The organism is Nocardiopsis yanglingensis, from assembly GCF_045809185.1.
GTDB classification, from domain to species: Bacteria; Pseudomonadota; Gammaproteobacteria; order Xanthomonadales; family Xanthomonadaceae; genus Stenotrophomonas; species Stenotrophomonas yanglingensis.
The window spans coordinates 1-26,250 of the sequence record NZ_JBJNRH010000011.1; the positions used below are offsets into that span (position 1 = coordinate 1).

22 protein-coding genes are annotated in these 26,250 nt (G+C 68.1%); 14 read left to right on the forward strand and 8 right to left on the reverse strand.

Annotated elements, in window-relative coordinates:
- Window positions 1-477: 477 nt before the first annotated feature.
- On the reverse strand, window positions 478-1,689 hold the full coding sequence (tyrS, locus tag ACJ7C5_RS14735) for a tyrosine--tRNA ligase (RefSeq protein WP_049431058.1): 1,212 nt from the start codon (window positions 1,687-1,689) through the stop codon (window positions 478-480).
- 167 nt (window positions 1,690-1,856) lie between these two features.
- On the opposite strand from tyrS, the gene ACJ7C5_RS14740 reads away from it, so the two are divergent.
- Window positions 1,857-3,329, forward strand: a complete 1,473-nt coding sequence (locus ACJ7C5_RS14740; RefSeq protein ID WP_094002361.1) for a M23 family metallopeptidase — start codon at window positions 1,857-1,859, stop codon at window positions 3,327-3,329.
- Window positions 3,330-3,394: 65 nt separating this feature from the next.
- On the forward strand, window positions 3,395-4,522 hold the full coding sequence (locus ACJ7C5_RS14745) for an anhydro-N-acetylmuramic acid kinase (RefSeq protein WP_412704311.1): 1,128 nt from the start codon (window positions 3,395-3,397) through the stop codon (window positions 4,520-4,522).
- 79 nt (window positions 4,523-4,601) lie between these two features.
- Here ACJ7C5_RS14745 and ACJ7C5_RS14750 read toward each other — a convergent pair whose 3' ends face one another.
- The 3 genes from ACJ7C5_RS14750 to ACJ7C5_RS14760 form a co-directional block, all read right to left on the reverse strand.
- Window positions 4,602-4,832, reverse strand: a complete 231-nt coding sequence (locus tag ACJ7C5_RS14750) for a hypothetical protein (protein WP_088023589.1) — start codon at window positions 4,830-4,832, stop codon at window positions 4,602-4,604.
- A gap of 78 nt (window positions 4,833-4,910) precedes the next feature.
- Window positions 4,911-6,284: a muropeptide MFS transporter gene (locus ACJ7C5_RS14755; RefSeq protein WP_049435222.1), complete on the reverse strand. Its 1,374-nt coding sequence runs from the start codon at window positions 6,282-6,284 to the stop codon at window positions 4,911-4,913.
- Window positions 6,281-7,081: an exodeoxyribonuclease III gene (locus ACJ7C5_RS14760; RefSeq protein ID WP_032128444.1), complete on the reverse strand. Its 801-nt coding sequence runs from the start codon at window positions 7,079-7,081 to the stop codon at window positions 6,281-6,283. The genes ACJ7C5_RS14755 and ACJ7C5_RS14760 overlap by 4 nt, the downstream gene beginning before the upstream one ends.
- 162 nt (window positions 7,082-7,243) lie before the next feature.
- Between ACJ7C5_RS14760 and pyrE the strand changes: the two genes are divergently transcribed.
- The 8 genes from pyrE to ACJ7C5_RS14800 all read left to right on the forward strand — a co-directional run bounded on the left by pyrE (window position 7,244) and on the right by ACJ7C5_RS14800 (window position 16,695).
- Window positions 7,244-7,903, forward strand: coding sequence for an orotate phosphoribosyltransferase (gene pyrE, locus ACJ7C5_RS14765; protein ID WP_010486876.1), 660 nt, complete (start codon window positions 7,244-7,246; stop codon window positions 7,901-7,903).
- A gap of 19 nt (window positions 7,904-7,922) precedes the next feature.
- Window positions 7,923-8,585, forward strand: coding sequence for a hypothetical protein (locus ACJ7C5_RS14770; protein ID WP_412704312.1), 663 nt, complete (start codon window positions 7,923-7,925; stop codon window positions 8,583-8,585).
- Window positions 8,586-8,759: 174 nt separating this feature from the next.
- Window positions 8,760-8,852, forward strand: coding sequence for a potassium-transporting ATPase subunit F (locus ACJ7C5_RS14775; RefSeq protein ID WP_005407770.1), 93 nt, complete (start codon window positions 8,760-8,762; stop codon window positions 8,850-8,852).
- Window positions 8,853-8,864: 12 nt separating this feature from the next.
- Window positions 8,865-10,574: a potassium-transporting ATPase subunit KdpA gene (kdpA, locus tag ACJ7C5_RS14780; protein WP_097048248.1), complete on the forward strand. Its 1,710-nt coding sequence runs from the start codon at window positions 8,865-8,867 to the stop codon at window positions 10,572-10,574.
- A gap of 10 nt (window positions 10,575-10,584) precedes the next feature.
- Window positions 10,585-12,642, forward strand: coding sequence for a potassium-transporting ATPase subunit KdpB (kdpB, locus tag ACJ7C5_RS14785; protein WP_412704313.1), 2,058 nt, complete (start codon window positions 10,585-10,587; stop codon window positions 12,640-12,642).
- Window positions 12,639-13,289 carry a potassium-transporting ATPase subunit KdpC gene (kdpC, locus tag ACJ7C5_RS14790; protein WP_065724210.1) on the forward strand — a complete coding sequence of 217 codons (651 nt, stop codon included), beginning with the start codon at window positions 12,639-12,641 and terminating at the stop codon, window positions 13,287-13,289. The genes kdpB and kdpC overlap by 4 nt, the downstream gene beginning before the upstream one ends.
- Before the next feature lie 51 nt (window positions 13,290-13,340).
- The gene (locus ACJ7C5_RS14795; RefSeq protein ID WP_412704314.1) at window positions 13,341-16,001 is read left to right on the forward strand and encodes an ATP-binding protein; all 2,661 of its coding nucleotides are present in this window, start codon (window positions 13,341-13,343) and stop codon (window positions 15,999-16,001) included.
- Window positions 15,982-16,695, forward strand: a complete 714-nt coding sequence (locus ACJ7C5_RS14800) for a response regulator transcription factor (RefSeq protein ID WP_004153862.1) — start codon at window positions 15,982-15,984, stop codon at window positions 16,693-16,695. Before ACJ7C5_RS14795 ends, ACJ7C5_RS14800 begins: the two co-directional genes overlap by 20 nt.
- Window positions 16,696-16,842: 147 nt before the next feature.
- Here the strand turns inward: ACJ7C5_RS14800 and ACJ7C5_RS14805 are convergent, their stop codons facing one another.
- Genes ACJ7C5_RS14805 through coaBC form a run of 3 tightly spaced genes read right to left on the reverse strand, consistent with a single transcriptional unit; the run spans window position 16,843 to window position 20,933 of the window.
- Complete coding sequence (locus tag ACJ7C5_RS14805; protein WP_412704315.1) at window positions 16,843-19,188, reverse strand: phosphomannomutase/phosphoglucomutase; 2,346 nt, start codon at window positions 19,186-19,188, stop codon at window positions 16,843-16,845.
- Window positions 19,189-19,200: 12 nt separating this feature from the next.
- The gene (gene dut / locus ACJ7C5_RS14810; protein ID WP_021204751.1) at window positions 19,201-19,674 is read right to left on the reverse strand and encodes a dUTP diphosphatase; all 474 of its coding nucleotides are present in this window, start codon (window positions 19,672-19,674) and stop codon (window positions 19,201-19,203) included.
- Window positions 19,671-20,933: a bifunctional phosphopantothenoylcysteine decarboxylase/phosphopantothenate--cysteine ligase CoaBC gene (coaBC, locus tag ACJ7C5_RS14815; protein ID WP_094002354.1), complete on the reverse strand. Its 1,263-nt coding sequence runs from the start codon at window positions 20,931-20,933 to the stop codon at window positions 19,671-19,673. Before coaBC ends, dut begins: the two co-directional genes overlap by 4 nt.
- A gap of 228 nt (window positions 20,934-21,161) precedes the next feature.
- Between coaBC and ACJ7C5_RS14820 the strand changes: the two genes are divergently transcribed.
- From ACJ7C5_RS14820 to ACJ7C5_RS14835, 4 genes are all read left to right on the forward strand, one after another.
- Window positions 21,162-21,788, forward strand: a complete 627-nt coding sequence (locus ACJ7C5_RS14820; protein WP_125428704.1) for a response regulator — start codon at window positions 21,162-21,164, stop codon at window positions 21,786-21,788.
- A gap of 70 nt (window positions 21,789-21,858) precedes the next feature.
- Complete coding sequence (gene radC, locus ACJ7C5_RS14825) at window positions 21,859-22,563, forward strand: RadC family protein (protein WP_049448728.1); 705 nt, start codon at window positions 21,859-21,861, stop codon at window positions 22,561-22,563.
- Window positions 22,564-22,677: 114 nt separating this feature from the next.
- Entirely contained in the window at window positions 22,678-24,366 is a 1,689-nt protein-coding gene (gene argS / locus ACJ7C5_RS14830) for an arginine--tRNA ligase (RefSeq protein ID WP_012478915.1), read from the forward strand.
- 21 nt (window positions 24,367-24,387) lie between these two features.
- Window positions 24,388-25,290, forward strand: a complete 903-nt coding sequence (locus ACJ7C5_RS14835) for an SPOR domain-containing protein (protein ID WP_094002351.1) — start codon at window positions 24,388-24,390, stop codon at window positions 25,288-25,290.
- Window positions 25,291-25,419: 129 nt separating this feature from the next.
- On the opposite strand, the gene ACJ7C5_RS14840 is transcribed toward ACJ7C5_RS14835, so the two are convergent.
- Entirely contained in the window at window positions 25,420-26,172 is a 753-nt protein-coding gene (locus tag ACJ7C5_RS14840) for an SDR family NAD(P)-dependent oxidoreductase (RefSeq protein WP_019337645.1), read from the reverse strand.
- Between the last annotated feature and the right edge of the window lie 78 nt (window positions 26,173-26,250).

A 26,250-nucleotide genomic window follows, 5' to 3' on the forward strand; every position in this document is an offset into this window, starting at 1 on the left:
ATTGATTCTGGCAACGTATCGCTTGCTTTAAAACAATTAATAGTTGCTTGATCAAACGTCTGCAAGATGGACAATCATCCTTCCTGCAGGCGCCTTCACAAGATACCTGCGCATACTTTCAAAGATCCGGGGAGTGGCCTCAGCGCCGTTCCCGTGTGCTGCGAAGTTTCCTTCGTAGCGAGCCGCCCATTATGCCAGACTTTTTCAGTCCGTCAACACCTTCGTTCGATCATCTCGTTCGGCGGTGGTGGGCGCCCTGCTGTCGCTGGAGCCCCTTGGTGGCGACCCCTGCGACGGGGGAGGAGAAGTATGTCCCCATTCGCATCATTTGTGAAGGGGGTGTGGCGATTTTTTTCAACGGATGTTGCATCCGTTCATCCATCGCGCTGCGGTAGGAACCCACGAAGCGCAGCCAAGCGTGGGCTTGGCTCTACAAGAGCATAAGGAAGGGCCGGCTGCGCCGGCCCTTCCTTTGTCTCAGGCAGCGACCAGGCGCACGCGGGCGAAGGTGCGCTTGCCGACCTGCAGCAGGCCTTCGAAGCCCGGCTGCAGCACCTGCTGGCCGTCTTCCACCACTTCACCGTCCACCTTGACCGCGCGCTCCTTGAGCTTGCGGTTGGCTTCGGAGTTGCTCGGGGTCAGGCCGGCCGCGGTCAGCAGTGCGGCGATACGCAGGCCTTCGGCCGGGATCGCCACGTCCTGCAGCGGCAGCTGGGTGATGTCGCCCTGCCCGGTCACCGCCGCTTCCCAGCCGGCAATGGCCTGCTCGGCCGCCGCGGCGTCGTGGAAGCGGGTGGCCAGTTCACGCGCCAGGCGCAGCTTGACCACGCGCGGGTTCAGGCCGCCATTGGCCACCTGCTCGCGCAGCTGTACGGCTTCGGCCTGGCTGATGTCGAAGGACAGCAGCTCGATCCAGCGCCACATCAGGGTGTCGTCCACCTTCATGGTCTTGGTGACGATGTCGATGGCCGGCTCGCTGATACCAATGTAGTTGCCCAGCGACTTGGACATCTTGTTGACGCCGTCCAGGCCTTCCAGCAGCGGCATGGTCAGCACCACCTGCGGCTTCTGGCCGTGGTGTTCCTGCAGGCCACGGCCCATCAGCAGGTTGAACTTCTGGTCGGTACCGCCCAGTTCGACGTCGGCCTCCAGGGCCACCGAGTCGTAGCCCTGCACCAGCGGGTACAGGAACTCGTGGATGGCGATGGACTGCTGGGCAGCGTAACGCTTGGCGAAGTCGTCGCGCTCGAGCATGCGCGCCACGGTGTGCTGGCCGGCCAGGCGGATCATATCGGCCGCGCCCATCTTGCCGAACCACTCCGAGTTGAAGCGGACTTCGGTACGGCTGCGGTCCAGCACCTTGAACACCTGCTCCTCATAGGTACGGGCGTTGGCCAGCACGTCCTCGCGGCTGAGCGGCTTGCGGGTCAGGCTCTTGCCGGACGGGTCACCGATCATGCCGGTGAAGTCGCCGATCAGGAAAATGACCTGGTGGCCGAGGTCCTGGAACTGGCGCATCTTGTTCAGCAGCACCGTATGGCCCAGGTGCAGGTCCGGCGCGGTGGGGTCGAAGCCGGCCTTGATCCGCAGCGGGCGGCCTTCCTGCAGGCGCGCACGCAGATCCTCGAGCTTGAGGATCTCGTCGGCACCACGGCCGATCAGGGCAAGGGCTTCTTCAATCGAGGACACGTGACTACTCCCGGCAACGCCGATTCTTGTGTGGGGTGTTAAAGCAAAGTTAACCCGATTGGCTTCACAAAAGCCAATGGGCACAAGGGTTTGACGCGGTTTTCTCAGGTGTCTATGGTAACCGGCGATCAGGCCCGCGCTCCCGGGCTGCCAGGAAAAAACCGCCGATGCACAATTCCGAACAAGGGCGCGCACGCAAGCAGCGCTTCCAGGAACGCCTCCACGTCCTGCACGACAACGCCCTGCATCGGAAGCTCAGGCAACATCTTCCCGCCGCCTTCAATGAGCGCTGGACCCGCCGCCATTGGATGCACGCCAGCCTGTTCGCGACCATCGGCGCCCTGGTGGCGACCATCGTCCCGGGCTTCTCGCACACCATCGACGCCCCCTTCGCCGACAGCCATACCAGCCTGGCGCTGCCGTTGCCGCCGCTGACCATGGCCCGCCAGCAACAGGTGCCCGGTGACAGCTGGCAGGTGCTGCGGGTGCAGCGCGGCCAGACCCTGAGTGACCTGTTCGACAAGGCCGGCATTCCGGCCACCACCCTGCACCGGGTGCTGGACCATCCCGGCGCGCGCGAGGCACTGACCAAGCTGCGCCCGGGTGCCGAGATCGCCTTCGACATGCCGCTGTCCGGTGACCTGCGCAGCATCCGCTTCGACCGCGATGCCGACAACCGGGTGGAACTGAGCCTGGCTGGCGACGACATCAAGGAGAAGGTGACCAAACGCGAGACCTCCACGCGCACCGTGGTCACCAGCGGCGAGATCACCAGCTCGCTGTACGCCGCGGCCCGACGGGCCGGGCTGTCGCCGTCGGCGATCGCGACGATGACCGACGACATCTTCAAGTACGACATCGACTTCTCGAAGGACCTGCAGCCGGGCGACCGCTTCAGCGTAGTGATGGATGAAACCTGGCGCGAAGGCGAGAAGGTGGACACCAGCAAGATCCTGGCGGCGACCTTCACCACCGGTGGCAAGACCTATTCCGGCTTCCGCTTCGACCGCAACGGCAAGTCCGAGTACTACGACATCAACGGCCGTTCGCTGAAGAAGAGCTTCATCCGCATGCCGATCCCCTTCGCACGGCTGAGCTCGACCTTTGGCGCGCGCAAGCACCCGGTGCTGGGCAAGATGCGCATGCACAAGGGCGTGGACTACGCCGCGCGCACCGGCACCCCGATCATGGCCGCCGGCGATGCCCGCGTGCAGTTCGCCGGCGTGCAGCGCGGCTACGGCAACGTGGTGATCCTCGACCACGGCCGCGGCCACACCACCCTGTACGGGCACATGTCGCGCTTTGCGAACATCAAGACCGGCCAGCGCGTGGCGCAGGGCACGGTGATCGGCTATGTCGGCTCGACCGGCCTGGCGACCGGCCCGCACCTGCACTACGAATTCCGCGTCAACGGCGAGCATCGCAATCCGCTGACCGTGACCATGCCGCCGCCGGAGCCGCTGAAGGGCGCCGAGCTGGTCGCCTTCCGCTCGCAGACCGCACCGGCGATGGCCCGCATCCAGGGCATGGAGAAGCTGATCTACGCCGACGCCAGCCCGGCACCGACCAGCCGCGACGAGGCCGCCCCCGAGGTTGCCAGCGCCAAGGACAAGCAGGCAACCGGCCGCAAGCGCGGCTGAACCCCTGCGTTGACGAAGAAGGACGCGGCAGCCCAAGCTTGCCGCGTCCTTTTTTTATGCCTGCCATGAACACGACTGCCGACGCTGACGCCCCCCTGTACCTTGGCCTGATGTCGGGCACCAGCGCCGACGGCATCGATGCCGCACTGGTGCAGTTCCCCGCCGCCGGTGGCTGCCGCTTCGTGCACGGGCTGACCGCCCGCTGGGAGCCGGTGCTGCGTGCGCGGCTGGTGGCGCTGGGCGAAGGCGGACCGCTGGACTCGCTGGAGGAGCTGGGCGAGCTGGATGCACGGATCGCGATCAACTTCGCCGAAGCCGCCAATCAACTGCTGGCCGAGGCCGGCGTGGACCGCAGCCAGGTGCGCGCGATCGGCTCGCACGGCCAGACCGTGCGCCATCGCCCGCTGGCCAACCCCGCCTTCACCGTGCAGCTGGGCGATGGCAACCGCATTGCCGAGCTGACCGGGATCACCACGGTGTCCGACTTCCGCCGCCGCGACGTGGCGGCCGGGGGCCATGGCGCGCCGCTGATGCCGGCCTTCCACCTGGGCATGCTGGGCGCCGCCGATGAGGACCGCGCCGTGCTCAACCTGGGCGGCATCGCCAACCTGACCCTGATCCCGCGCGAAGGCGCGGTGCGTGGCTTCGATACCGGCCCCGCCAACGCGCTGATGGATGCCTGGTGCCAGCGCCACACCGGCCGCACCTTTGATGCCGACGGCGCGTACGCCGCCAGTGGCGCGGTGGACGAGAGCCTGCTGGCCGGCTGGCGTTCGGACCCGTGGTTCGCGCTGCCGCCGCCGAAGAGCACCGGCCGTGAGCAGTTCCACCTGGCCTGGGCCGAGGCCCACATGGGTGAAGGCCAATACGCTGCCGCCGATGTGCAGGCCACCCTGCTGGAGCTGACCGTGGCAACCGTGGCCGATGCGCTGCTGGCGCAGCAGCCGCAGACCCGGCGCCTGCTGGTCTGTGGCGGCGGGGTGCGCAACCGGCAGCTGATGAAGCGGCTGGCGGCGCGGCTGCCGGAGGTGCAGGTGGAGTCCAGCGCGGTGCATGGGCTGGACCCGGAGTACGTGGAGGCGATGGGCTTTGCGTGGCTGGCACAGCGGACGATGGACGGGCTGGCCGGCAACCTGCCGAGCGTGACCGGGGCGACGGGGCCGCGGATCCTGGGGGCGATCCACCTGGCGTGAGGTGGCGCCATCCACGCATGGCGTGGATCTACCGGGCAGCCGAGCGTGGGCTCGGCTCTACAGCCTTGCGGCGCGGCCGCTAATCGAAGCCCTGCCCTGCGGGCAGGGCCTGCAGGGCGGCGATGGCGTCGGAGAGCGCGTCCACCTCGGGATCACCGAAGCCGGAGCGGACCTCCAGTTCACTGCTGAACAGGCCCTGCTCCAGCAAGGCGGTGCAGGTCTGTTCGTGGGTCCAGCCGCGGGCGACCGCGACCCGTCGGATACGTTCCAGCAGCAGCGGGTCCAGGTCCCGCAGCACAACGTCGGCCATGCTCACTTCCCCGTTCGCAAGGCACCGCCCCCTCGGCGCGTCGGGGGCGATGATCCCGCAGACCGGGCGGGCAGGCAATCAGGTCGAGCTGGCGGCCTGGCGACGACGCTGCTGCAGGATCAGCAGCGCGCAGAGGATCACCACCGGGATCGCCACCAGCGCGGTACCGACGAAGAACAGCGCGTAGCCTTCCAGCAGCGTCCGGCCCTGTGCGAGCGTCTGTACCGACCACCCGGAGAGCCCCTTGAGCGCCTTGCCGGGCATCGCGTAGAACGAACTCAGCAGCGCGTACTGGGTTGCGGTGTATCCGATGCTGGTCAGGCTCGACATATAGGCGATCAGCGCCGTACCGGCGAAACCGCTGGCGAAGTTGTCGATTGCCATGGCCACGGCGAAGTGGGTCGTGTCCGGACCGGAATAGGCCAGCCAGGCAAACGCCAGATTGGAGGCCGGACCCAGCACGGCACCCACCATCAGCGCCGCCAGCACCCCCCAGCGAACCGAGACCAGGCCCGCCGCAGCAATGCCGACGAAGGTCGCGACCAGGCCCACCGAGCCACGCACAGCGCCAACGGTGTCCTCGTCCAGGCCGAGATCGACGTAGAACGGGTTGGCCATCGGCCCCATGACGAAGTCGGCCATGCGATAGACGCTGATGGCCACCAGAATCAGGATCGCGCCGCTGCGATGCTCGCGGACGAAGGCGATGAACGGCCCCGCCACGGCGTCGAACAATCCGCGCGGCGTCCACAGGGAGGTCGCCTGTGCCTGCACGGCAGCCACTTCCCGCGCGGGTTCACGGGCCATGACCACGGCCACGACGCCAAGCGCCATCAGCACGGCCATGATCTCGTAGGAAACCTGCCAGCCAACACGGGCCGCGATGATCAGGATCAGCGCATCGGTGACCAGCAATGCAGTGCGGTAGCCCAGTGCCGAGGATGAGGTCAGCAGTCCAAGCTGCTCGCTGTTGTCAGCACTTTCAATGCGCCAAGCATCGATGACGATGTCCTGGGTGGCCGAAGCAAACGCGACGATCACGGCCATCACGCCGAACACGACGATGTGCTGCCAGGCGATACCCAGGAACTGGATCTGGCCCCCCTTGGGCTGGACCAGCGCCATGCCGACCAGGCCCACCACCACGACCAGCTGCGACAGCAGCATCCAGCCGCGGCGGCGACCAAAGCGACCGAACAGAGGCACGTCGGTCTTATCGACGATCGGCGCCCACAGGAACTTCATGGTGTAGGCCAGCCCGACCCATGACAGGAAACCGATCGTGCTCAGCTCGATGCCTTCCTTGCGCATCCAGAAGCCGAGCGTGTTGCCCACCAGATAGATCGGCAGGCCGGAACTGAAGCCGAGCAGCAGCATCGCCAGCACCTTGCGCTGGCTCAGGTTGGACACCACCTGCTGCCATGGCCGGCGCGGCTTGGCAGCCTCGGTCACAGGTCGTAGTCCACGATGAACGGCGCGTGGTCGGAGAAGCGCTCGTCGCGGTAGATCGAGCAGCTGCGCAGGCGGTCACGCAGGCCCGGGGTGATGAACTGGTAATCGATGCGCCAACCGACGTTGTTGGCGCGGGCGGCGCCGCGGTTGCTCCACCAGGTGTAGTCCTCGCCGGTGGGGTTGAGCAGGCGGTAGGCATCGGCCCAGCCGCGGCCAGCGGCGACATCGGTGGCCTGGCCGTGGTCGGCGCACAGGGCGTTGAGCCAGTCGCGCTCTTCCGGCAGGCAGCCGGAGTTCTTCTGGTTGGACTTCCAGTTCTTGATGTCCAGCGCCGAACGCACGATGTTCCAGTCGCCGCACAGCACGTAGTCGCGGCCGCTGCGCGCCCACTCCTCGAGGATCGGCCGCAGCCATTCCATCACTTCGAACTTGAAGCCCTGGCGCAGGTCCCCCGAGCTGCCGGACGGGATATAGAAGGAGACCACGCTGAGGTTGCCGTAGCGCGCCTCGATGTAGCGGCCTTCGTCGTCGAACGGGGCCCAGCCCAGCGAGGTGATGACCTGGTCCGGCTCGCGCTTGCTGTAGATCGCCACGCCGCTGTAGCCCTTCTTGGTGATGGCGTCGCGGTAGAAGCAGTGGTGGCCGTCCGGGCGGAACATCGGGTCGGTCAGCTGGTCTTCCTGGGCCTTGGTTTCCTGGATGCACAGGACGTCGGCGTCCTGGGACCGGAACCAGTCGAGGAAGCCCTTGGTCGCGGCGGAACGGATGCCATTGGCGTTGAAACTGATGATGCGCATGCGGGGGACCTACGGCGGGAAACCGGGCAAGCATACCGGTTGCCCGCGGGGCTGCGCAGTCCGCCAGGCCGGGCCGCGACACCCTTCACACGGGCCCGGACGAGCGCGAAACGCCCAGCTGGATTAGGATTTGTGCTCCAAATGAAGATGAATCGAGTTTTGATGAGCGACCACCGCCACCGTTTCCTGCAGCTGGCCCTGACCGCCGACGCCCTGCGCTTCGGCCAGTTCACCCTCAAGTCCGGCCGGCTGAGCCCCTATTTCTTCAACGCCGGTCGTTTCGACTCCGGTTCGCTGCTGTCGCAGCTCGGCGCCTGCTACGCCGATGCCATCGATGCCACCGGGATCAAGTACGACGTGGTGTTCGGCCCGGCCTACAAGGGCATTCCGCTGGCCACCGCGATGGCCTGCGAGCTGGCCCAGCGTGGCCGCGACCTGCCGCTGTCGTTCAACCGCAAGGAAGCCAAGGACCACGGTGAAGGCGGCCAGCTGATCGGCGCCGACATGAACGGCAAGCGCGTGCTGATCGTCGACGACGTGATCACCGCCGGTACCGCGATCCGCGAAGCGCTGGGCATCATCCGCGCCGCCGGTGGCACCCCGGCCGGCATCGTGGTGGCACTGGACCGCCAGGAGATCGCTTCGGAAACCGATCGCCGTTCGGCGGCGCAGTCGGTGGCCGAGGAAGCCGGCATTCCGGTGATCGCCGTAGCATCGCTGGCCGATCTGCTTGATTTCGCCTCCGGCAACCCGGAACTTGTGGGTTACCGGCAGCCGCTGGAAGCCTACCGGGCCCAATACGGCGTCCGTTCGATCCGCTGACCGACCCAGGGGAAAGGTCATGTCCCGAGTTCCTGCTGTGCTCTTTGCCGGCCTGCTGCTGGCCGTACCGTTCACCGTGCCGGCGCAGCCGCGGGGCGGCGACAAGACGGAAAAGAAGCTGTACTGCTGGAACGAGGGCAAGGAGCGGATCTGCAGTGATTCGCTGCCGGCCGATGCGGTCAACCATGCCCGCGAGGAGTTCAACGCGAAGAGTGGCCTGCGCAATGCGCAGGTCCAGCGCGCGTTGACCGACGAAGAGCGCGCCGCCGCCAGCACGGTGGCCGCGCAGCAGCAGCTGGATCTGATGGCCGAACAGACCCGCCAGCGCACCGAGCAGGCGATGCTGGCCACCTATGGCAGCGAGGACGACCTGCGCCGGGTGTTCGCCGAACGCCAGGAAGTGCTGGACAACAACCTGAAGACCGCCGAGTACAACGTCACCAGCCTGCGCGAGTCGCTGGTGGCGCTGCTGTCGGCCGCCGGTGACCGTGAACTGGCCGGTGCCAAGGTGGCCGACAAGCAGGCCGAGGCGATCCGCCAGCGGCACGTGCAGCTGCAGTCGCAGCAGCGCCTGCAGGCCGGGTTCCTGCAGCAGCAGCAGGCGCTGAAGGCCGAAATCGACAGCACCCTGCAGCGCTATCGCGAGCTGAAGGGCGTGGCGCCGGCTGCCCCGGCAGGCTGACGACGCTCCTGCCGCCGGGCATGGCCCGGCGCTACCCGTGGCCTGGTTACGGCTTGGCCCACGGAATTTATGCACTCTTTACGCGTCGGCCCGGTCCGGCGCGTAGTGCGTTTATGGGGGGCAGGACGACGATGACGGCCTGAGGTGGAGGGGTTCCACCAGGACGCTATTGCAATGTCCCCCTGGCTGTCGTTGTTGTGTGGCGTTCTGGTGCTGGTCGCCGCCGCCTATCTTCTTTATGTCGTGCTGCGGCCCGAGTCGTTCTGAACGGAGCCTGCCATGACTGAGATGCTTGTGATTATTGCCGCCAGCCTGCTGCTGGCGTGGCCGCTGGGCCTGTACCTGGCCCGCGTGATGCGTGGCACGCCGATGAAGGTCGACGTGCTGTTCCACTGGATCGAGAAGCCGCTGTACAGGGTGTTCGGCGTCGATCCGTCGCGCTCGATGTCCTGGCGCGGCTACGTGCTGGCCTTCGTCCTGAGCAACGTGGTGGTTGCGGTACTGACCCAGGCGGTGTTCATGACCCAGGCCTGGCTGCCGCTGAATCCGGACCAGATCCCGAACATGCGCTGGGACACCGCGCTGCACACGATGATCTCGTTCCTGACCAACACCAACCAGCAGCACTATTCGGGCCAGGCGCAGCTGTCCTACCTCTCGCAGATGACCGGCATCACCGGCCTGCAGGTGGTGACGCCGATGATGGGCCTGGCGCTGGCGGTGGCGACGCTGCGCGCGTTGTTCTCGCGTGCGCCGCAGGCTGCGGCGGCCACCGGCAGCGGCGATGACCGCCAGGTGGCGGTAGGCAACTACTATGTGGACGTGGTGCGCCTGTGCGTGCGCTTCCTGCTGCCGCTGTGCCTGGTATGGACCCTGCTGCTGACCAGCCAGGGCGTGCCGTCGACGATGGCCGGTGGCCCTCAGGCCACGCCGATCGACGCCAGCGCCGGCATGGCCGAACAGAAGCTGCCGTTGGGCCCGGTCGCGGCAATGGTCGCGGCCAAGCAGCTGGGAGCCAACGGTGGCGGATGGTACGGCCCGAACAGCAGCTTCCCACTGGAGAACCCGACGCCGGTTTCGAATGCGTTGGAAATCCTTGGCATCCTGCTGGTGCCGATGGCGGTGATCTTCATGATCGGCGCGTTCACCGGCCGGCGTCGTTTCGGCGCCCTGGTGTTCAGTTGCATGCTGGGCATGTCGCTGCTGTCCACCGGCGCGATGATGTGGAGCGAAGGGCATAGCGCCAGCGCCGCCACCCCGCTGCTGATGGAAGGCAAGGAAGTGCGCTTCGGCGCCGACGGCACCGCGCTGTGGGCGGCGGTGACCACCCAGGTCTCCAACGGTTCGGTCAACGGCATGCATGACTCGCTGGCGCCGCTGAGCGGTGGCATCGCGATGGTCAACATGCTGGTCAGCGCGATCTGGGGCGGTATCGGCTGTGGCCTGCAGCAGTTCATCGTCTATCTGCTGCTGGGCGTGTTCCTGGCCGGGTTGATGACTGGGCGTACGCCGGAACTGTTCGGCCGCAAGCTGGAGACGCCACAGGTGCGCCTGCTGGCCCTGCTGGTGCTGCTGCAACCGATCACCCTGCTGGTGTTCACTGCGATCACCCTGGCCGTACCCGGCCTGGCGGGCACCTCCAACCCCGGCTTCCATGGCATCAGCCAGGTCTTCTACGAGTACGTCTCGGCCTACGCCAACAACGGCTCGGGCTTCGAAGGGCTGGGCGACGCCACGCTGTGGTGGAACCTGAGCTGCTCGCTGGTGCTGCTGCTGGGCCGCTTCCCGCTGCTGATCATTCCGCTGGTGGTGGCCGCACAGCTGGCCGCCAAACGCCAGGCGCCGGAATCTGCCGGCAGCCTGCAGATCGAAACCCCGACCTTCGCCCTGACCCTGGTCTCGGTGATCGTCATCCTGACCGTGCTGCAGTTCATGCCGGCGCTGGTACTCGGCCCGATCGCCGACCACCTGAGCCTGGGACTGCACTAAGGACACCCTGATGAGTACCCAAGCAAGTTCAACCCGTAGTACCCATGCAGCGCGCCCTGCCCTGCTCGATGGCGCCGGCCTGCGCCGTGCGCTGGTCGAAGCGGTGCGCAAGCTGTCGCCGATGCACCTGGTACGCAGCCCGGTGATGGCGGTGGTGATGGCCGGCACGATCGTCGCCGCGATCGTCACCCTGACCGGCAATGCGCCGCTGGGCTTCGGCCTGGCGGTGACCGCGATCCTGCTGGTGACCGTGCTGTTCGGCAACTTCGCCGAAGCCGTGGCCGAAGCACGTGGCCGTGGCCAGGCCGCGTCGCTGCGGCGTGCCCGCCAGGACCTGGTGGCACGCCGGCTGGCGGCGCCGCAGCCGGGCGCCGCAGAAGCCCAGGTGCCGGCCGCCGAACTGCGCCCGGGCGACCATGTGATCGTCAGTGCCGGTGAGCTGGTGCCGGCCGATGGCGAGATCGTGCAGGGCCTGGCCACCATCAACGAAGCGGCGGTGACCGGCGAATCGGCACCGGTGCTGCGCGAGGCCGGTACCGACCGTTCCGGTGTGATCGGTGGCACCAAGGTGCTGTCCGACCAGATCATCGTGCGGGTGACTGCCGAGCCGGGCCACAGCTTCCTGGACCGCATGATCGCGCTGGTGGAAGGCGCCAACCGCCAGAAGACCCCGAACGAGATCGCGCTGACCCTGCTGCTGGCGGCGATGACGCTGACCTTCCTGGTGGTGGTGGCCACGTTGCCGGCGATCGGTGCGGCGGTGGGCGTCAAGGTCGACCCGCTGTTGCTGATCGCGCTGCTGGTGTGCCTGATCCCGACCACCATCGGCGGGCTGCTGCCGGCCATCGGCATCGCTGGCATGAACCGTGCGCTGGCCGCCAATGTGCTGGCCAAGTCGGGCAAGGCGGTGGAAGTGGCCGGCGACGTCGACGTGCTGCTGCTGGACAAGACCGGCACCATCACCTACGGCGACCGCCAGGCCAGCCACTTCCATCCGCTGGCCGGCATCGACGCCAGCCAGCTGCGCGAGGCGGCACTGCTGTCCTCGCTGGCCGACCCGACCCCGGAAGGCAAGTCGATCGTGCGCCTGGCGCGCGAACAGGGCTGCGCCACCGCCGAGCCGGACCATGCCGACTATCTGGCCTTCAGTGCACAGACCCGCATGTCCGGCGTGGATCTGGAACATGGGCGGCAGATCCGCAAGGGCGCCGCCGATGCGATCCGTGCCCACGTGCAGGCGCTGGGCGGCAGCGTGCCGGCTGAACTGGCCGGACGCGTGGAGCAAGTGGCGCGTAACGGTGCCACCCCGCTGGTGGTGGCCGAAGGTCGCCACGTGCTGGGCGTGATCGAGCTGTCGGACGTGGTCAAGCACGGCATGCGCGAGAAGTTCGCGCAGCTGCGGGCGATGGGCATCCGCACGGTGATGATCACCGGCGACAATCCGCTGACCGCCGCCGCCATCGCCGCCGAAGCCGGCGTCGACGACTACATCGCCGAGGCGCGCCCGGAAGACAAGCTGGCACGCATCCGCCAGGAACAGGCCGGTGGCCGCCTGGTGGCGATGGTCGGCGATGGCACCAACGACGCACCGGCGCTCGCCCAGGCCGACATCGGCCTGGCGATGAACTCCGGCACGCAGGCGGCGAAGGAGGCCGGCAACATGGTCGACCTGGATTCGGACCCGGCCAAGCTGCTGGCGGTGGTGGAAGTAGGCAAGCAGCAGCTGATCACCCGCGGCGCGCTGACCACCTTCTCGCTGGCCAACGACGTCTCCAAGTACTTCGCGATCCTGCCGGCACTGTTCGCCGCTGCCGTGCCGACCATGGCCGCATTGAACGTGATGCAGCTGTCGAGCCCGCGCAATGCGGTGCTGGCGGCGCTGATCTTCAACGCCCTGGTGATTCCCGCCCTGATCCCGCTCGCCCTGCGTGGCGTGCGCTTCCGCCCGGCCACCGCAACGGCGCTGCTGCGCCGGAACATGCTGGTGTACGGCCTGGGTGGCGTGCTGCTGCCGTTCGCGGCGATCAAGGCGATCGACCTTCTTCTTGTCCTGGTATTCGGCGCATGAACCGTACTGCTTCCACTTCATCTTCCCTTCCGCGCGAACAGAAGGCCGAGGCCCGCGTGGCCAGCCTGCAGGATGGCGCCAGCTGGCGCCCGGCGATCGGCCTGGGCCTGGCCACACTGCTGCTGGCTGGCGCGGTCTACGCCGGCATCGCCACCGGTTTTGCCGGCCTGGCGTACCCGACCCAGGCCGAGGGCAGCCTGCTGCGCGATGGCAACGGCCAGGTTCGCGGCTCGGCGTGGCTGTCGCAGCCGTTCACCGGTGACGGCTACTTCCAGGCGCGTCCGTCAGCGGCCAACTACGACCCGATGGCCGCGGCCGGTTCCAACATGGCGCGCAGCAACCCGGCGTTGGCCGAACGTGTTGCCGCCAGCACGGCTGCGGTGGCCGCGCGCGAAGGTGTCGCCCCGGCACAGGTACCGGCGGACCTGGTCACCCAGTCCGCCGGCGGCCTGGATCCGCAGCTGTCGCCGGCGGCGGCGCAGCTGCAGGTGGCACGCGTGGCACGTGCCCGTGGCCTGCCGGTGGAGCGCGTGCAGGCCCTGGTGCAGGCGCACACCGAAGGTCGCCAGTGGGGCCTGTTCGGGCAGCCACGGGTGAACGTGGTGACGCTGAACTTCGCACTGGACCACGCGGCCAAGGCGCCGTGATGCCGGCCTGCATCGGCTGCGCGCACAATGGCGGCCATGACAGCGGCCCCCATGACTGATGCACGAACCCGCCAGGCCGACGCCCTGGTCGAAGGCCTGCAACGCGAAGCCGGCGGCAAGCTGACCGTGTTCCTCGGTGCGGCGCCGGGCGTGGGCAAGACCTACACCATGCTCACCCGCGCGCAGGAACAGCTACGCCGCGGCGTTGACCTGGTGGTGGGGCTGGTGGAAACCCATGGCCGCGCCGATACCCAGGCACTACTGGAGGGCCTGCCCCAGCTGCCGCTGAAGGCAGTGGCCTACCACGGCCACACCCTGCAGGAGATGGACCTGGATGCCGTGCTGGCACGGCATCCGGCGCTGGTGCTGGTAGACGAACTGGCCCATCGCAATGCGCCCGGCAGCCGCCATGAGCGGCGCTGGCAGGATGTGATGGAACTGCTGGATGCCGGCATCGACGTCTGGACCACGGTCAACATCCAGCATCTGGAAAGCCTCAACGATGTGGTGATGCGCATCACCGGCGTGCGCGTCAGCGAGACCGTGCCGGACGGTGTGCTCGACCGACTGCACGACATCGTGCTGGTCGACCTGCCGCCACGCGAACTGATCGCGCGCCTGCAGCAGGGCAAGGTCTATGTGCCCGAACAGGCCGCGCAGGCCCTGCAGGCATTCTTCTCGCCGGCCAACCTGACCGCGTTGCGCGAACTGGCGATGCAGGAAGCGGCCGACCGCGTCGACAGCAGCCTGCGCGAAGCACGCGCCGCGCGTGGCGAGAGCAACCTGCCGCTGCGTCGCGGCGTGCTGGTGGCCATTGATGGCGGCGGTCAGAGTGAATACCTGGTGCGCGTGGCGCGTCGCATCGCCGAACGCCGCGATGCACCGTGGACGGTGGTGACCGTGCAGGGCCGACGCCAGGACGAGGCGACCCGGCGCGAGATCGATGCGGCCTTCGCGCTGGCACGGCGCCTGGGCGGCGACGCCGAACTGCTGCACGGATCGAGCATCGCCGATGCCCTGCTCGACCATGCCGCACACAACGGCGTGTCGACCCTGGTGCTGGGCCGGACCCGCGAACGTCCGCTGGCGCGGATGTTCAACCGCACCCTGACCCAGCAGCTGATCCAGCGCGGCGCGCACTACGAGATCACCATCATCAGCACCCCGCAGGCGCGGGCGCGCTCGCGCCGCGAGGGTCTGCTGCCACCGATGCGCGGCATCAGCTACGAACCGGCGCAGGCACTGATCGCTACCGCGCTGGCCTGTGCGGTGGCATGGCTGGCCGAACGCTGGGTGGGCATGGCCGACCTGTCGATGGTGTTCATCGTTGCGGTGGTGCTGGTGGCTGCGCGCACGCGCGCCAGCGTGGCGGTGATGGCGGCGATCCTGTGCTTCCTCGCCTACAACTTCCTGTTCATCGCGCCGCGCTTCACCTTCGCCATCGGTGCACGCCAGGGCGTGATCACCGTGTTCCTGTTCCTGGCCGCGGCACTGGTGGCCGGGCGCCTGGCCTCGCGCCTGCGCATGCAGGTGATCGCGCTGCGTGCGGCCAACCGCCATGCACGTGCGCGCCAGCAGCTGGGCCGTCAGCTGGCCAGTGCCGCCGGCAACGGCGAGGTGGCACAGGCGGGTCGACACGCACTGGAACAGGCCATGGACGTGCCGGCGTGGCTGCGGATCGGCGCCGATACCGCAACCGGAGGCCGCAGCCAGCCCGGCGACACCGACCTGGCCGCCGCCGACTGGGCGCTGCGCCATGGCCAGCCCAGTGGCCGCTTCACCGATACCCTGGCCGGTGCGCAGTGGTGGTTCCTGCCGCTGCTGGATGGCGAAGACCGCGCGATCGGCGTGGCCGGCCTGTACCTGCCTGGCGCACAGGCACGCCTGCTGCCCGAACAACGGCAGCTGGCCGAAGCAATGGTCGACGACATCGCGCAGGCCGCGCTGCGCACGCGGCTGGTGGCCGAACTGGAACAGGCCCACGTCAGCAACGAGACCGAGCGATTGCGCTCGGCCCTGCTCTCTTCGGTGTCGCACGACCTGCGCTCGCCGCTGGCGGCGATGATCGGCTCGGCCGACAGCCTGGCCAGCTATGGTGCGGCAATGGATACGGCCGATCGCCGTGCCCTGCTGGACACCATCCTGGTCGAGGGCGAACGGCTGGACCGCTACATCCAGAACCTGCTGGACATGACCCGCCTCGGCCACGAAGGATTGAAGATCAACCGTGACTGGATCGGCGTGGACGAACTGATCGGCTCGGCAGCGCGGCGCCTGCAGCGCTACCAGCCCAAGGTCCGGCTGGAGCTGGATATTCCGGCCACGCTGGCACCGATCTGGGTACACCCGGCACTGGTCGAACAGGCGGTGTTCAACGTGATGGAGAACGCGGCCAAGTTCTCGCCGCCCGACGCCGCCGTGCAGGTACAGGCGCGCGACCTGGACGGCCAGCTGCGCATCGACGTGATCGATGCCGGCCCCGGCATTCCCGACGACGAGCGCGCGCGCATCTTCGACATGTTCTACAGCGTCGAACGCGGTGACCGTGGCCGCCACGGCACCGGCTTGGGCCTGACCATCTGCCAGGGCATGATCGGCGCACATGGCGGCAGCGTGCAGGCGCTGCCCGGACGCGATGGTCGCGGTACCCTGATCCGCATCACCCTGCCCCTGCTCAAGCCAGCCTCCCACGATGAGCCCGACCCCGATTGACGCCAGCGTGCCGGCCGCGCGCGTGCTGGTGATCGATGATGAAACCCAGATCCGCCGGTTCCTGGACATCAGCCTGCGCGCGCAGGGCTACCAGGTACGGCAGGCCGCCACCGGTCAGGAAGGCCTGCAACTGGCCGCCAGCGAGGACATGGATCTGGTGATCCTGGATATCGGCCTGCCGGACATGGAAGGCCACGAGGTGCTGGAACAGCTGCGGCAGTGGAGCCAGGTGCCGGTGATCATGCTGACCGTGCGCGCCGGCGAAGCCGAGAAGGTGCGCGCGCTGGATACCGGTGCCAACGACTACGTGACCAAGCCGTTCGGCACGCAGGAGCTGATGGCGCGGGTGCGGGCGCTGCTGCGCACGCGCAGCGTGCCCAGCGACGGCACACCGCCGGTGTTCGACGATGGCCATCTGCATGTGGACCTGGTGCGACGCGAGGTCGCCCTCGATGGCGAGCCGGTGGCATTGACCCGCAAGGAATACGCGTTGCTGTCGCTGCTGCTGCGCAACGCGGGACGGGTGGTGACCCAGCCGCAGATCCTGCAGGAGATCTGGGGGCCGACCCACCAGCACGACACCCACTACCTGCGCATCCTGGTCGGCAAGCTGCGGCACAAGCTGGGCGATTCAGCGCTGGATTCGCGCTACCTGTTCACCGAACCGGGCGTGGGTTTGCGGTTCAAGGGGTGAGGGTGTGCCGACCAACAGTCGGCACCCACCAAAGCGAAGCCGGAAGAGCATCCACGCATGGCGTGGATCTACCGTGTCGACCAAGGTCGACACCTACCAAGAGCAGGCAAGGCGTGCCGACCAACGGTCGGCACCCACCAAGATCGATCAGAACCCCAGCGGGGTGTCGCCCAGCACCGGTTGCAGCTGGCTGCGGAACAGCGCCTGGATGCGTTCCAGTGCGGCCTCGTCGTTGCCTTCGAAGCGCAGCACCAGCACCGGCGTGGTATTGGAAGCACGCACCAGGCCCCAGCCATCGGGGAAGTCCACACGCAAGCCGTCGATGGTCGACAGGCGGCCGCCCACATACGGGTTGTCCGGCGACTGCGCCGCCGCCACCAGCATCGCCACCAGCGCATGCGGCGTCCCGTCGGCCACCGGTACCTTCAGTTCCGGCGTGGCCACCATCTCCGGCAGTTCGCCCAGCACCTCGTCCGGGGTCTCCTCGCGCTGGGCCAGGATCTCCAGCAGGCGCGCAGCCGCATACAGGCCATCGTCGAAACCGAACCAGCGCTCCTTGAAGAAGAAGTGGCCGCTCATCTCGCCAGCCAGCTCGGCGTCGGTCTCGCGCATCTTCGCCTTCATCAGCGAATGCCCGGTCTTCCACATCAGCGGGCTGCCGCCATTGCGCAGCACGTGGTCGGACAGCTTGCCGGTGCACTTCACGTCGTAGATCACCATCGCGCCGGGGTTGCGCATCAGCACATCGGCGGCGAACAGCATCAGCAGGCGGTCGGCATAGATGATCCTGCCTTCGCCGGTGACCACGCCCAGTCGATCGCCATCGCCATCGAAGGCGACGCCGAGGTCGGCGCCGAAGCGCTTGACCGTCTGCACCAGGTCTTCCAGGTTGGCCGGTTCGCTCGGGTCGGGATGATGATTGGGGAAGGTACCGTCAACATCGCAGTACAGCGGAATGACTTCAGCACCGATCGCTTCCAGCAGCTGCGGTGCAAGCGCGCCGGCGATGCCATTGCCCGCATCGGCCACCACCTTCAACGGGCGGTCCAGCTGCACGTCGTCGGCAATGCGCTGGATGTAGTCGGCACTGACATCGCGCTGCTGGTAATCGCCCGGTTCGGCCGCCTGCACCAGCCGGCCCTCGACGATGCGCTGGTAGAGATCGGTGATCGCATCGCCGGACAGCGTTTCACCGCCGATGACCACCTTGAAGCCGTTGTACTCGGGCGGGTTATGACTGCCGGTGACCGCCACGCAGGTGCCGGTACGCAGATGGAAGGCGGCGTAGTACACCAGCGGGGTCGGCGCCAGGCCGATGTCGATCACCGCGCAACCGGCGCGACGCAGGCCCTCGGCCAGGCCTGCAGCCAACTCCGGTCCGGACAGGCGGCCATCGCGACCGATCACCACCTCGCGCAGCCCCTGCTCCAACGCCACGGTGCCGATGGCCTGGCCGATCAGCGCCGCCGTCTTCGGCGTCAGTTGGCTGCCAACCACGCCGCGGATGTCGTAGGCGCGGAAGATGCCGGCCGCCAGTTCCTCGGCCGGAACGGGCGGCGGAGGCGGCGGTGCACTTTCAGTTGTGCTGGCCTCGGCCACCGGCGGCGGCGCCATCTGCAGGCTCTCGCTCAGGGTCGGGCCATGATCCGCTTCCGCCACGGCCGCACGGCGCGGCAGCGGCAACGTCTTCGGCAGGCGGCCGCGACCGACAACCAGCAGCACGGCGATGAACGCCAGCAGCAGCGCGACGATGGCGCTGGCCAGCGAACCCAGGCCCAGCGGACCGGGTTCGACATTGGGTACGGCGGCGACCAGCCGCAGCGGTGTACCGGTGACCGGCCGTGCCAGTGCCTCGGCGCTTTCCGCCAGGCTGGAATCGCCCTGGGCGACGAGGTCGTGCGCGCCCTGGCGCAATCCGAGGAAACCCGTCGACGGCGCGCTGACCTGATCCAGCGGTGAGGTCAGCCGCAGCAACGGCTGGCGCACATACAGCACCGCCGGGCCGAGACTGCCCAGTTGCACCGGCGCTGCCAGGCCCAGGCGATTGCCACCGCCATCGCGGACCACGCGCAGGCTGGGCTTGCCTTCGGCCAATGCCGCTTCCAGCAGCGCCAATCGCGCATAGCCAAAGGCGGCCGGGTCGGCGTAGGCGTTGGCCAGATCGGCGGTCAGCACGTCAGCCTGCTCCACGCCGGTCCAGCTCTCGCGCACGGCCAGCGCCGCTGCCGCGGCATCACCGGCCTGCAACGCCTGCTGCACGCGTTCGTTCTTCAGCTGCTGCTGCAGCTGCTTCAGCTGGCCGGCGGCCGCCTCCTGCAGGCCCTGCACCGCCTGGTCACGTGCTTCTTCCAGCGCCTGGCCGTTGGCCTCCTGGCGCCATTGCTGCACCGCGCTCCATCCGAACCAGCCAGCCAGCAGGACCAGCAGCACCCCCAATAGTGGCGCGCTGCGTCCCAACGACCGTCCCCGCTGTCCTTCCCCGATGCCGCTCATCGATGTCCCCCGTCAACGCACCCCGGTATGGCCGAATCCACCCGTTCCCCGCACGCTGTCGGTGAAAGTATCCACCACCTGCAGGCTGACGCGGGCAATCGGCACCACCACCAGCTGCGCGATGCGATCACCCGGCTCGATGGTGAAGGCCTCGCGGCCACGGTTCCAGACGCTGATCAGCAGCGGGCCCTGGTAGTCGGCGTCGATCAGACCGGTGCCATTGCCGAGCACGATGCCATGGCGATGGCCCAGCCCCGAGCGCGGCAGGATCACCGCGCACAGGTTCGGGTCGGCAATGTGGATGGCCAGGCCGCTGGGCACCAGCGCGGTGTCGCCCGGCTGCAGGGTCAGCGCGGTATCCAGCGCCGCGCGCAGGTCCATGCCGGCGCTGGCTTCGGTGGCGTAGGCCGGCAGCGGCCAGCTGTCGCCGAAGCGCGGATCGAGCAGCTTGACCTGCAGCGGTTGGGAAGTGAAAGCCTGGGTCATGCCTGGAGTCTCCGCGCGATCAGCGCCAGCAGTTGTTCGGCCAGCTCACGCTTGGAGGTGGCCGGGAATACCTGTTCACCGTCCTGCCAGAAGGCCGTGGCGGCATTGTTGTCGCTCTCGAAACCGCCGCCGCTGATGCCGACCTGGTTGGCGATCACCAGGTCCAGGCGCTTGTCGACCAGCTTGCCACGTGCATATTTCTCCACGTCGTGGGTTTCGGCGGCAAAGCCGACCACCAGCTTCAGTGACTGCGTCTGCGCGGCAACTTCGGCAAGGATGTCCGGCGTGCGCACCAGCTCGATCACCAGCGACTGGCTCTCGGCGGTCTTCTTCAGCTTCTGCGGCGCCACCTGGCGTGGCGTGTAGTCGGACACCGCTGCGGCACCGATATAGATGTCGGCCGGCAGCGACTTCAGCACGGCATCGCGCATCTGCGCGGCCGAGCGCACGTCCACACGCTGCACGCCGGGTGGCGTCGGCAGCTGTACGGGGCCGCTGACCAGCACCACCTGGGCGCCCATCGTCGCGGCGGCCGCGGCCAGGGCAAAGCCCATCTTGCCGCTGCTGCGGTTGCCGACGTAGCGCACCGGATCGATGTCTTCATAGGTCGGACCGGCGCTGATCAGCAGGCGCAGGCCCTGCAGCGCGCGGGTTTCCGGCGCGGCAACGGTCGCGGCGCTGCTGCCATTGGCGGCCAGCGCGGCCACGATGTCGCCGGGCTCGGCCAGACGACCCGGACCGGACTCGCCTTCGGCCAGCGGACCGTCGACCGGGCCGATCACCTGCGCGCCGCGCTGGCGCAGCAGGGCGATGTTGGCCTGGGTGGCCGGATGCAGCCACATGCGGTGGTTCATCGCCGGGCAGATCGTCAACGGCGCAGTGCTGGCCAGGCACAATGTGCTGACCAGGTCATCGGCGTGGCCCTGGGCCAGCCGAGCCAACAGATCGGCGGTACCAGGGGCAACCACGATGCGGTCGGCCCAGCGCGCCAGCTCGATGTGGCCCATGGCCTGTTCGGCGGCGCTGTCCCACAACGTGGTGCGGGTCGGCTGCCCGGACAGGGCCTGGAAGCTGAGCGGAGTGACGAACTGCTGGGCACCGGCGGTCATCGCCACCTGCACCTGGGCACCGGCGTCGCGCAGGCGCCGCACCAGTTCCAGCGCCTTGTACGCTGCGATCCCGCCGCCGACGCACAACAGCAGTTTCTGACCTTCCAGCGCGCGGGCCGGCGCGGGGGAAGCGTTGGGGGAGTCAGCCACCTGGAATTCCTGTGCAAACGAGGGCGCTAGCTTACCCGATGGTCGGTAATGTCCCGGTGCAGGGTGCACATAGCTGACAGCTATCAGCAGATGGAGCGCGCTGTGCTTGACCCGGAGTTTGCCGGGTATCGGTTTCGGACCTTTCCTATACCTCTGCGGCCCTGCTCTTTTGCAGAATCAGGCGTTGGCTGTCGCTCACCGTGGCCTGTTCGACCTTCAAGGAGCCGCGTGCATCCACGCATCATCATCGCCGACGACCATCCCGTGGTCCTGCATGGCATCCGTATCGTGCTGCAGACCCACCTGATGGACATCGTCGGCAGTGCACGTGACGGTGCCCAGCTGCTGGAGCTGGTGGACCACCACGACTGCGATGCAGTGCTGACCGACCTGTCGATGCCGGGTGCCGGCCCGGACGGTCCGGAGCTGATCGACGCGCTGCGCATGCGCCGCCCTGGCCTGCCGGTGGTGGTGCTGACCGGCGCCCGACATCCCGGCCTGCTGGACGGACTGCTGCGGGAGGGCATCAGCGGCCTGGTCGACAAGTGCGCCGATTTCGCCGAACTGCCGCAGGCGCTGAACGCCGCGCTGGCCGGGCAGGTATTCGTCTCCCAGCAGCTGCGCCACCACCTGCAGGCGCGCGACCTGCTGTTTCCGCGCGAACCGGCACCGCTGTCGGCACGTGAACAGGAAGTGCTGGAGCTGCTGGCGGCTGGTCTCAACGTGAACGAAGTCGCCGAGCGCTGTGGGCGCAGCCCGAAGACCATCAGCCGGCAGAAGGCCGAAGCCAAGCGCAAGCTGGGCCTGCAGAACAACCAGGAACTGTTCGACTACCTGCAGACCCGGCGCGGGTGAGGCATCGCCCGACCCGGTGCTGCGGTGTGCACCGATGGGAGCCGCCGTCCGGGCTGGCGATGATGCAGGCATGCCCATCCACGACTGGCCCGAACAGGAACGCCCCCGCGAGAAGTTGATCGCGCGCGGGCCCACGTCACTTTCCGACGCCGAACTGCTGGCGTTGTTCCTCGGCTCCGGGTTCGGTGGCCGCGATGCCGTGCAGACCGCGCGCGACCTGCTGCAGGCGCATGGACCGTTGCGGGTACTTCTCGATCGCCCCGCACGGGAGCTCGCCCGCTTGCCCGGGCTCGGCCCGGCGCGCAGCTGTACGTTGGCCGCCGGGCTGGAACTGGCCCACCGCTACCTGGCGGCGGAGCTGGAGCACGGCGAAGCGGTCGGCAACAACCCGGCCGCGGTCGGCCGCTACCTTCAGCACCGCCTGCGCGGGCAGGCCCGGGAAATCTTCATGGCGCTGTTCCTGGACAACCGCCACCGCCTGATCGCCTGCGAGGAACTGTTCCACGGCACCATCAACGCCGCCCCGGTCTACCCCCGCGAGGTGGTGCGGCGCGCCCTGCTGCACAACGCGGCGGCGGTGATCCTCAGCCACAACCACCCCTCCGGCGACCCGGAACCCTCCAGCGCCGATACCCGCATCACCGACGAACTGCAGCAGGCGCTGGCGATGGTGGACGTGCGCCTGCTGGACCACTTCGTGGTCGGCGAGGGCCGCCCCGTTTCGTTTGCTGAACGGGGCCTGCTGTCCCCACCCCAGCCACGCCTGTTCGGCTGAGCGCGGCCCCTTCGGGCGCCATCGGCCGCCCCCACAGGCAGGTTTCGGTCAGCGTGGCCGCTGGTATCTGCGCTAAAATGGGCGATTCCGCCGCTCATTCTCACAGCAGGCCTCGTGAAAAATCTCCTCCGCGCCCTGATCAGCCAAGGCATCGAAGCCTTGCGCGCCAATGGCACCCTGCCCGCCGACTCCCTGCCGCCGGACTTCGTGGTCGAGCGCCCGAAGACCCGCGACCACGGCGACTTCGCCACCAACGCCGCGATGCTGCTGGCCAAGGCCGCGCGCAGCAATCCGCGCGCACTGGCACAGGCATTGGTCGAGGCGCTGCCGCGCAGCGAGGACGTCAGCAAGGTCGAGATCGCCGGCCCCGGCTTCATCAACTTCCACCTGGCCCCGGCCGCGTACCAGCGCGAAGCCGCCTCGGTCATCAAGGAAGCCCACGACTACGGTCGCAACCTGTCCGGCAATGGCCGCACGGTGGGCGTGGAGTACGTGTCGGCCAACCCGACCGGCCCGCTGCATGTCGGCCATGGCCGCGCGGCGGCGATTGGCGACTGCGTGGCCCGCGTGCTCGATGCCAACGGCTGGAACGCCAAGCGTGAGTTCTACTACAACGACGCCGGCGTACAGATCGAGAACCTGGCGCTGTCCACCCAGGCGCGGATCAAGGGCATCGCGCCGGACCAGGATGGCTGGCCGGAAGGTGGCTACCGCGGTGAATACATCGCCGACGTCGCCCGCGCCTACATGGCCGGCGCCAGCGTCGACCTGGAAGGCAGCACCGTGGTCGGCGCCAAGGACCCGGACGACATGCAGGCAATCCGCCGCTTCGCCGTGGCCTACCTGCGCAACGAGCAGAACCTGGACCTGGCCGCGTTCGGCGTCGACTTCGACATCTACTTCCTGGAAAGCTCGCTGTACGCCGACGGCAAGGTCGCCGAAGCGGTTGCCAAGCTGCAGGCGTCCGGCCACACCTATGAGGAAGGTGGCGCGCTGTGGCTGCGCAGCACCGACTTCGGTGACGACAAGGACCGCGTGATGCGCAAGTCCGACGGCACCTTCACCTACTTCGTGCCGGACGTGGCCTACCACCTGTCCAAGTGGCAGCGCGGCTACGAGCGCGCGATCACCGAGCTGGGTGCCGACCACCATGGCTCGCTGGCACGCGTGCGCGCCGGCCTGCAGGCGATGGAAGTGGGCATCCCGCAGGGCTGGCCGGAATACGTGCTGCACCAGATGGTCACCGTCATGCGTGGCGGCGAGGAAGTGAAGCTGTCCAAGCGTGCCGGCAGCTACTTCACCCTGCGCGACCTGATCGAGGAAGCCGGCCGCGATGCCACCCGTTGGTTCCTGATCGCGCGCAAGCCCGATTCGCAGCTGACCTTCGACATCGACCTGGCCCGCCAGCAGAGCAACGACAACCCGGTGTTCTACGTGCAGTATGCGCACGCCCGCGTCTGCAGCCTGCTGCGCCAGGCGCAGGAGAAGGGCCTGGTGTACGAACAGGGCAACGGCCTGGCCAACCTTGGCCGTCTGGCCGACGACGCTTCGCTGCTGCTGATGAACGAGATCTCGCGGTACCCGGAAGTGGTGGAGGCGGCCGGCGTGGCGCTGGAACCGCATCTGGTGGCGCAGTACCTGCGTGAATTGGCGCACGCGTTCCACACGTGGTATCACGGGACGCCGGTGCTGGTGGAAGACGCCGCCGATCGCAACGCCAAGCTGACCCTGGCCTGCGCCGCGCGCCAGGTGCTGGCCAACGGCCTCGAACTCCTGGGCGTCAGCGCCCCGGAAAAAATGTAAGCATCAGGAGACGCAGTACACATGGCAGCACGACGCGGCAAAAACCAGGCACGACGCAACAGCAGCAGCCAGGGCACACCCGGATGGGTGTGGCTGGTCGCTGGCGTGGCGATTGCGGCCGTGGTGTTCCTGGCGGCGCCGAACCTGTTCAAGGGCGAAGGCGATGGCTTCCTGCGCGCCGGTCCGCAGCCGAACCCGAACGCACAGCCGGCCCCGGTCGCGGATGCCGACAGCGATGTCGGCACCCAGCCGGCCGCGCAGCCGGCCACGCCGAAGCCGGCTGAACCGGAAAAGCCGGCCGCCACCCAGTACGACTTCTACACCCTGCTGCCGGGCAAGGAAGTTGAAATGTCCGACGCCGAACTGGCCGCCAGCGCGCGTGCCGAAGAGCAGCGCCGGGCCAAGGCCGAAGCGCAGCGCGCGCAGGCCGCTTTGGAAGGCAAGCCGGTTCCGGCCGCCGCCGCTGCGCCGGCACCGACGGCCACCGCCAGCGTGGCCAGCACCGCACCGGTAACCGCCACCAGCCGTCCGCTGCCGGCACCGCTGAGCGAACGCCCGGCTGCGGCAACGCCGCCGGCCAGCGCTTCGACGGCGTCGACCAGCACCGCCGCTGCCACTCCGGCAGCACGTGCGGAAACCCCGCCGACCGCGGCCAGTGCCCCGGCCGCTGCTGCACCGGCGGCCGCCGACAACGCCCGCTACATCCTGCAGGCAGGTGCGTTCGGTGCTTCCGGCGATGCCGAAGCGACCAAGGCCAAGCTGGCCATGATGGGCCTGGCGGCACGCGTGGAATCGGCGCAGATCAACGGCAAGACCGTGTACCGCGTGCGCATGGGGCCGTACGGCAGCGCGGGCGAACTGTCTGAAGCGAAGCAGAAGCTGGATGGCACCGGCCTGCAGGCGATGGCGATCAAGGCACAGTAAGTCTGCCGCTGTGAATGAAAAAGCCGGGCATTGCCCGGCTTTTTTTTGCTTCTGTAGCGTCGAGCCATGCTCGACTGCCGTTCAAAGCAGCCGAGCATGGGCACGGCTCTACAGGACGCACGGCGCAAGTCAGCCTTCGCGGGCGACCTGGAAACCGGCGAAGGACTGGCTGACCGGCATCAGTTCCAGGCGATTGATGTTCAGGTGCGGCGGCAGGCTGGCCACCCAGAAGATCTGCTCGGCGATGTCTTCAGCGGTCATCGGGTTGGCGCCGGTATAGAGCTTGTCCGACGCCGCCTGGTCGCCATGGGTACGCACCACGGTGAATTCGGTTTCGGCCATGCCCGGCTCGATCGTGGTCACGCGCACGCCGGTGCCATGCAGGTCCGAACGCAGGCCCAGCGAGAACTGGCTGACGAAAGCCTTGGTGCCACCGTAGGCATTGCCACCCGGATACGGGTAGACGCCGGCCACCGACGAAATGTTGATGATCGCGCCCTTGCGCTCCACCAGCTGCGGCAGCAGGCGGTGGGTCAGCGTCACCAGCGCGGTGATGTTGGTGTCGATCATCGTGGTCCAGTCCGACAGCTTGGCGCTCTGTGCCGGTGCGGTGCCCTGCGCCAGACCAGCGTTGTTGACCAGCAGATCGATCTCGCCAAACGCCGGCGGCAATGCCAGCAGCGCCGCTTCCATCGCCACCGGATCGCGGATGTCGAAGGCGGCCGCATGCACCACGTCCTTGCCGTAGCGCTCGACCAGCGGCTGCAGGCGTTCGCCGCGGCGGCCGGTGGCGATCACCTTCCAGCCCGCCTGGGCGAAGCGGTGGACGGCGGCGGCGCCGAAGCCGGACGTGGCGCCGGTAATCAGGACAGTGCGGGTCATCAGGCAACTCCAGGGGAAAACCAGACCCCCATTCTGGCACCGTCGGTTGGTCTCTGTGTTGCCGGATCAGCCAGATCC

Coding starts and splice junctions, on each gene's coding strand:
- ACJ7C5_RS14800 (WP_004153862.1), top strand. CDS start 15,982: ATGAGCCCGACCCCGATTGACGCCAGCGTGCCGGCCGCGCGCGTGCTG.
- ACJ7C5_RS14805 (WP_412704315.1), bottom strand. CDS start 19,188: ATGAGCGGCATCGGGGAAGGACAGCGGGGACGGTCGTTGGGACGCAGC.
- ACJ7C5_RS14770 (WP_412704312.1), top strand. CDS start 7,923: ATGTCCCGAGTTCCTGCTGTGCTCTTTGCCGGCCTGCTGCTGGCCGTA.
- ACJ7C5_RS14740 (WP_094002361.1), top strand. CDS start 1,857: ATGCACAATTCCGAACAAGGGCGCGCACGCAAGCAGCGCTTCCAGGAA.
- ACJ7C5_RS14745 (WP_412704311.1), top strand. CDS start 3,395: ATGAACACGACTGCCGACGCTGACGCCCCCCTGTACCTTGGCCTGATG.
- ACJ7C5_RS14775 (WP_005407770.1), top strand. CDS start 8,760: ATGTCCCCCTGGCTGTCGTTGTTGTGTGGCGTTCTGGTGCTGGTCGCC.
- radC (WP_049448728.1), top strand. CDS start 21,859: ATGCCCATCCACGACTGGCCCGAACAGGAACGCCCCCGCGAGAAGTTG.
- ACJ7C5_RS14760 (WP_032128444.1), bottom strand. CDS start 7,081: ATGCGCATCATCAGTTTCAACGCCAATGGCATCCGTTCCGCCGCGACC.
- kdpA (WP_097048248.1), top strand. CDS start 8,865: ATGACTGAGATGCTTGTGATTATTGCCGCCAGCCTGCTGCTGGCGTGG.
- pyrE (WP_010486876.1), top strand. CDS start 7,244: ATGAGCGACCACCGCCACCGTTTCCTGCAGCTGGCCCTGACCGCCGAC.
- kdpB (WP_412704313.1), top strand. CDS start 10,585: ATGAGTACCCAAGCAAGTTCAACCCGTAGTACCCATGCAGCGCGCCCT.
- ACJ7C5_RS14835 (WP_094002351.1), top strand. CDS start 24,388: ATGGCAGCACGACGCGGCAAAAACCAGGCACGACGCAACAGCAGCAGC.
- ACJ7C5_RS14840 (WP_019337645.1), bottom strand. CDS start 26,172: ATGACCCGCACTGTCCTGATTACCGGCGCCACGTCCGGCTTCGGCGCC.
- ACJ7C5_RS14795 (WP_412704314.1), top strand. CDS start 13,341: ATGACTGATGCACGAACCCGCCAGGCCGACGCCCTGGTCGAAGGCCTG.
- kdpC (WP_065724210.1), top strand. CDS start 12,639: ATGAACCGTACTGCTTCCACTTCATCTTCCCTTCCGCGCGAACAGAAG.
- ACJ7C5_RS14750 (WP_088023589.1), bottom strand. CDS start 4,832: ATGGCCGACGTTGTGCTGCGGGACCTGGACCCGCTGCTGCTGGAACGT.
- dut (WP_021204751.1), bottom strand. CDS start 19,674: ATGACCCAGGCTTTCACTTCCCAACCGCTGCAGGTCAAGCTGCTCGAT.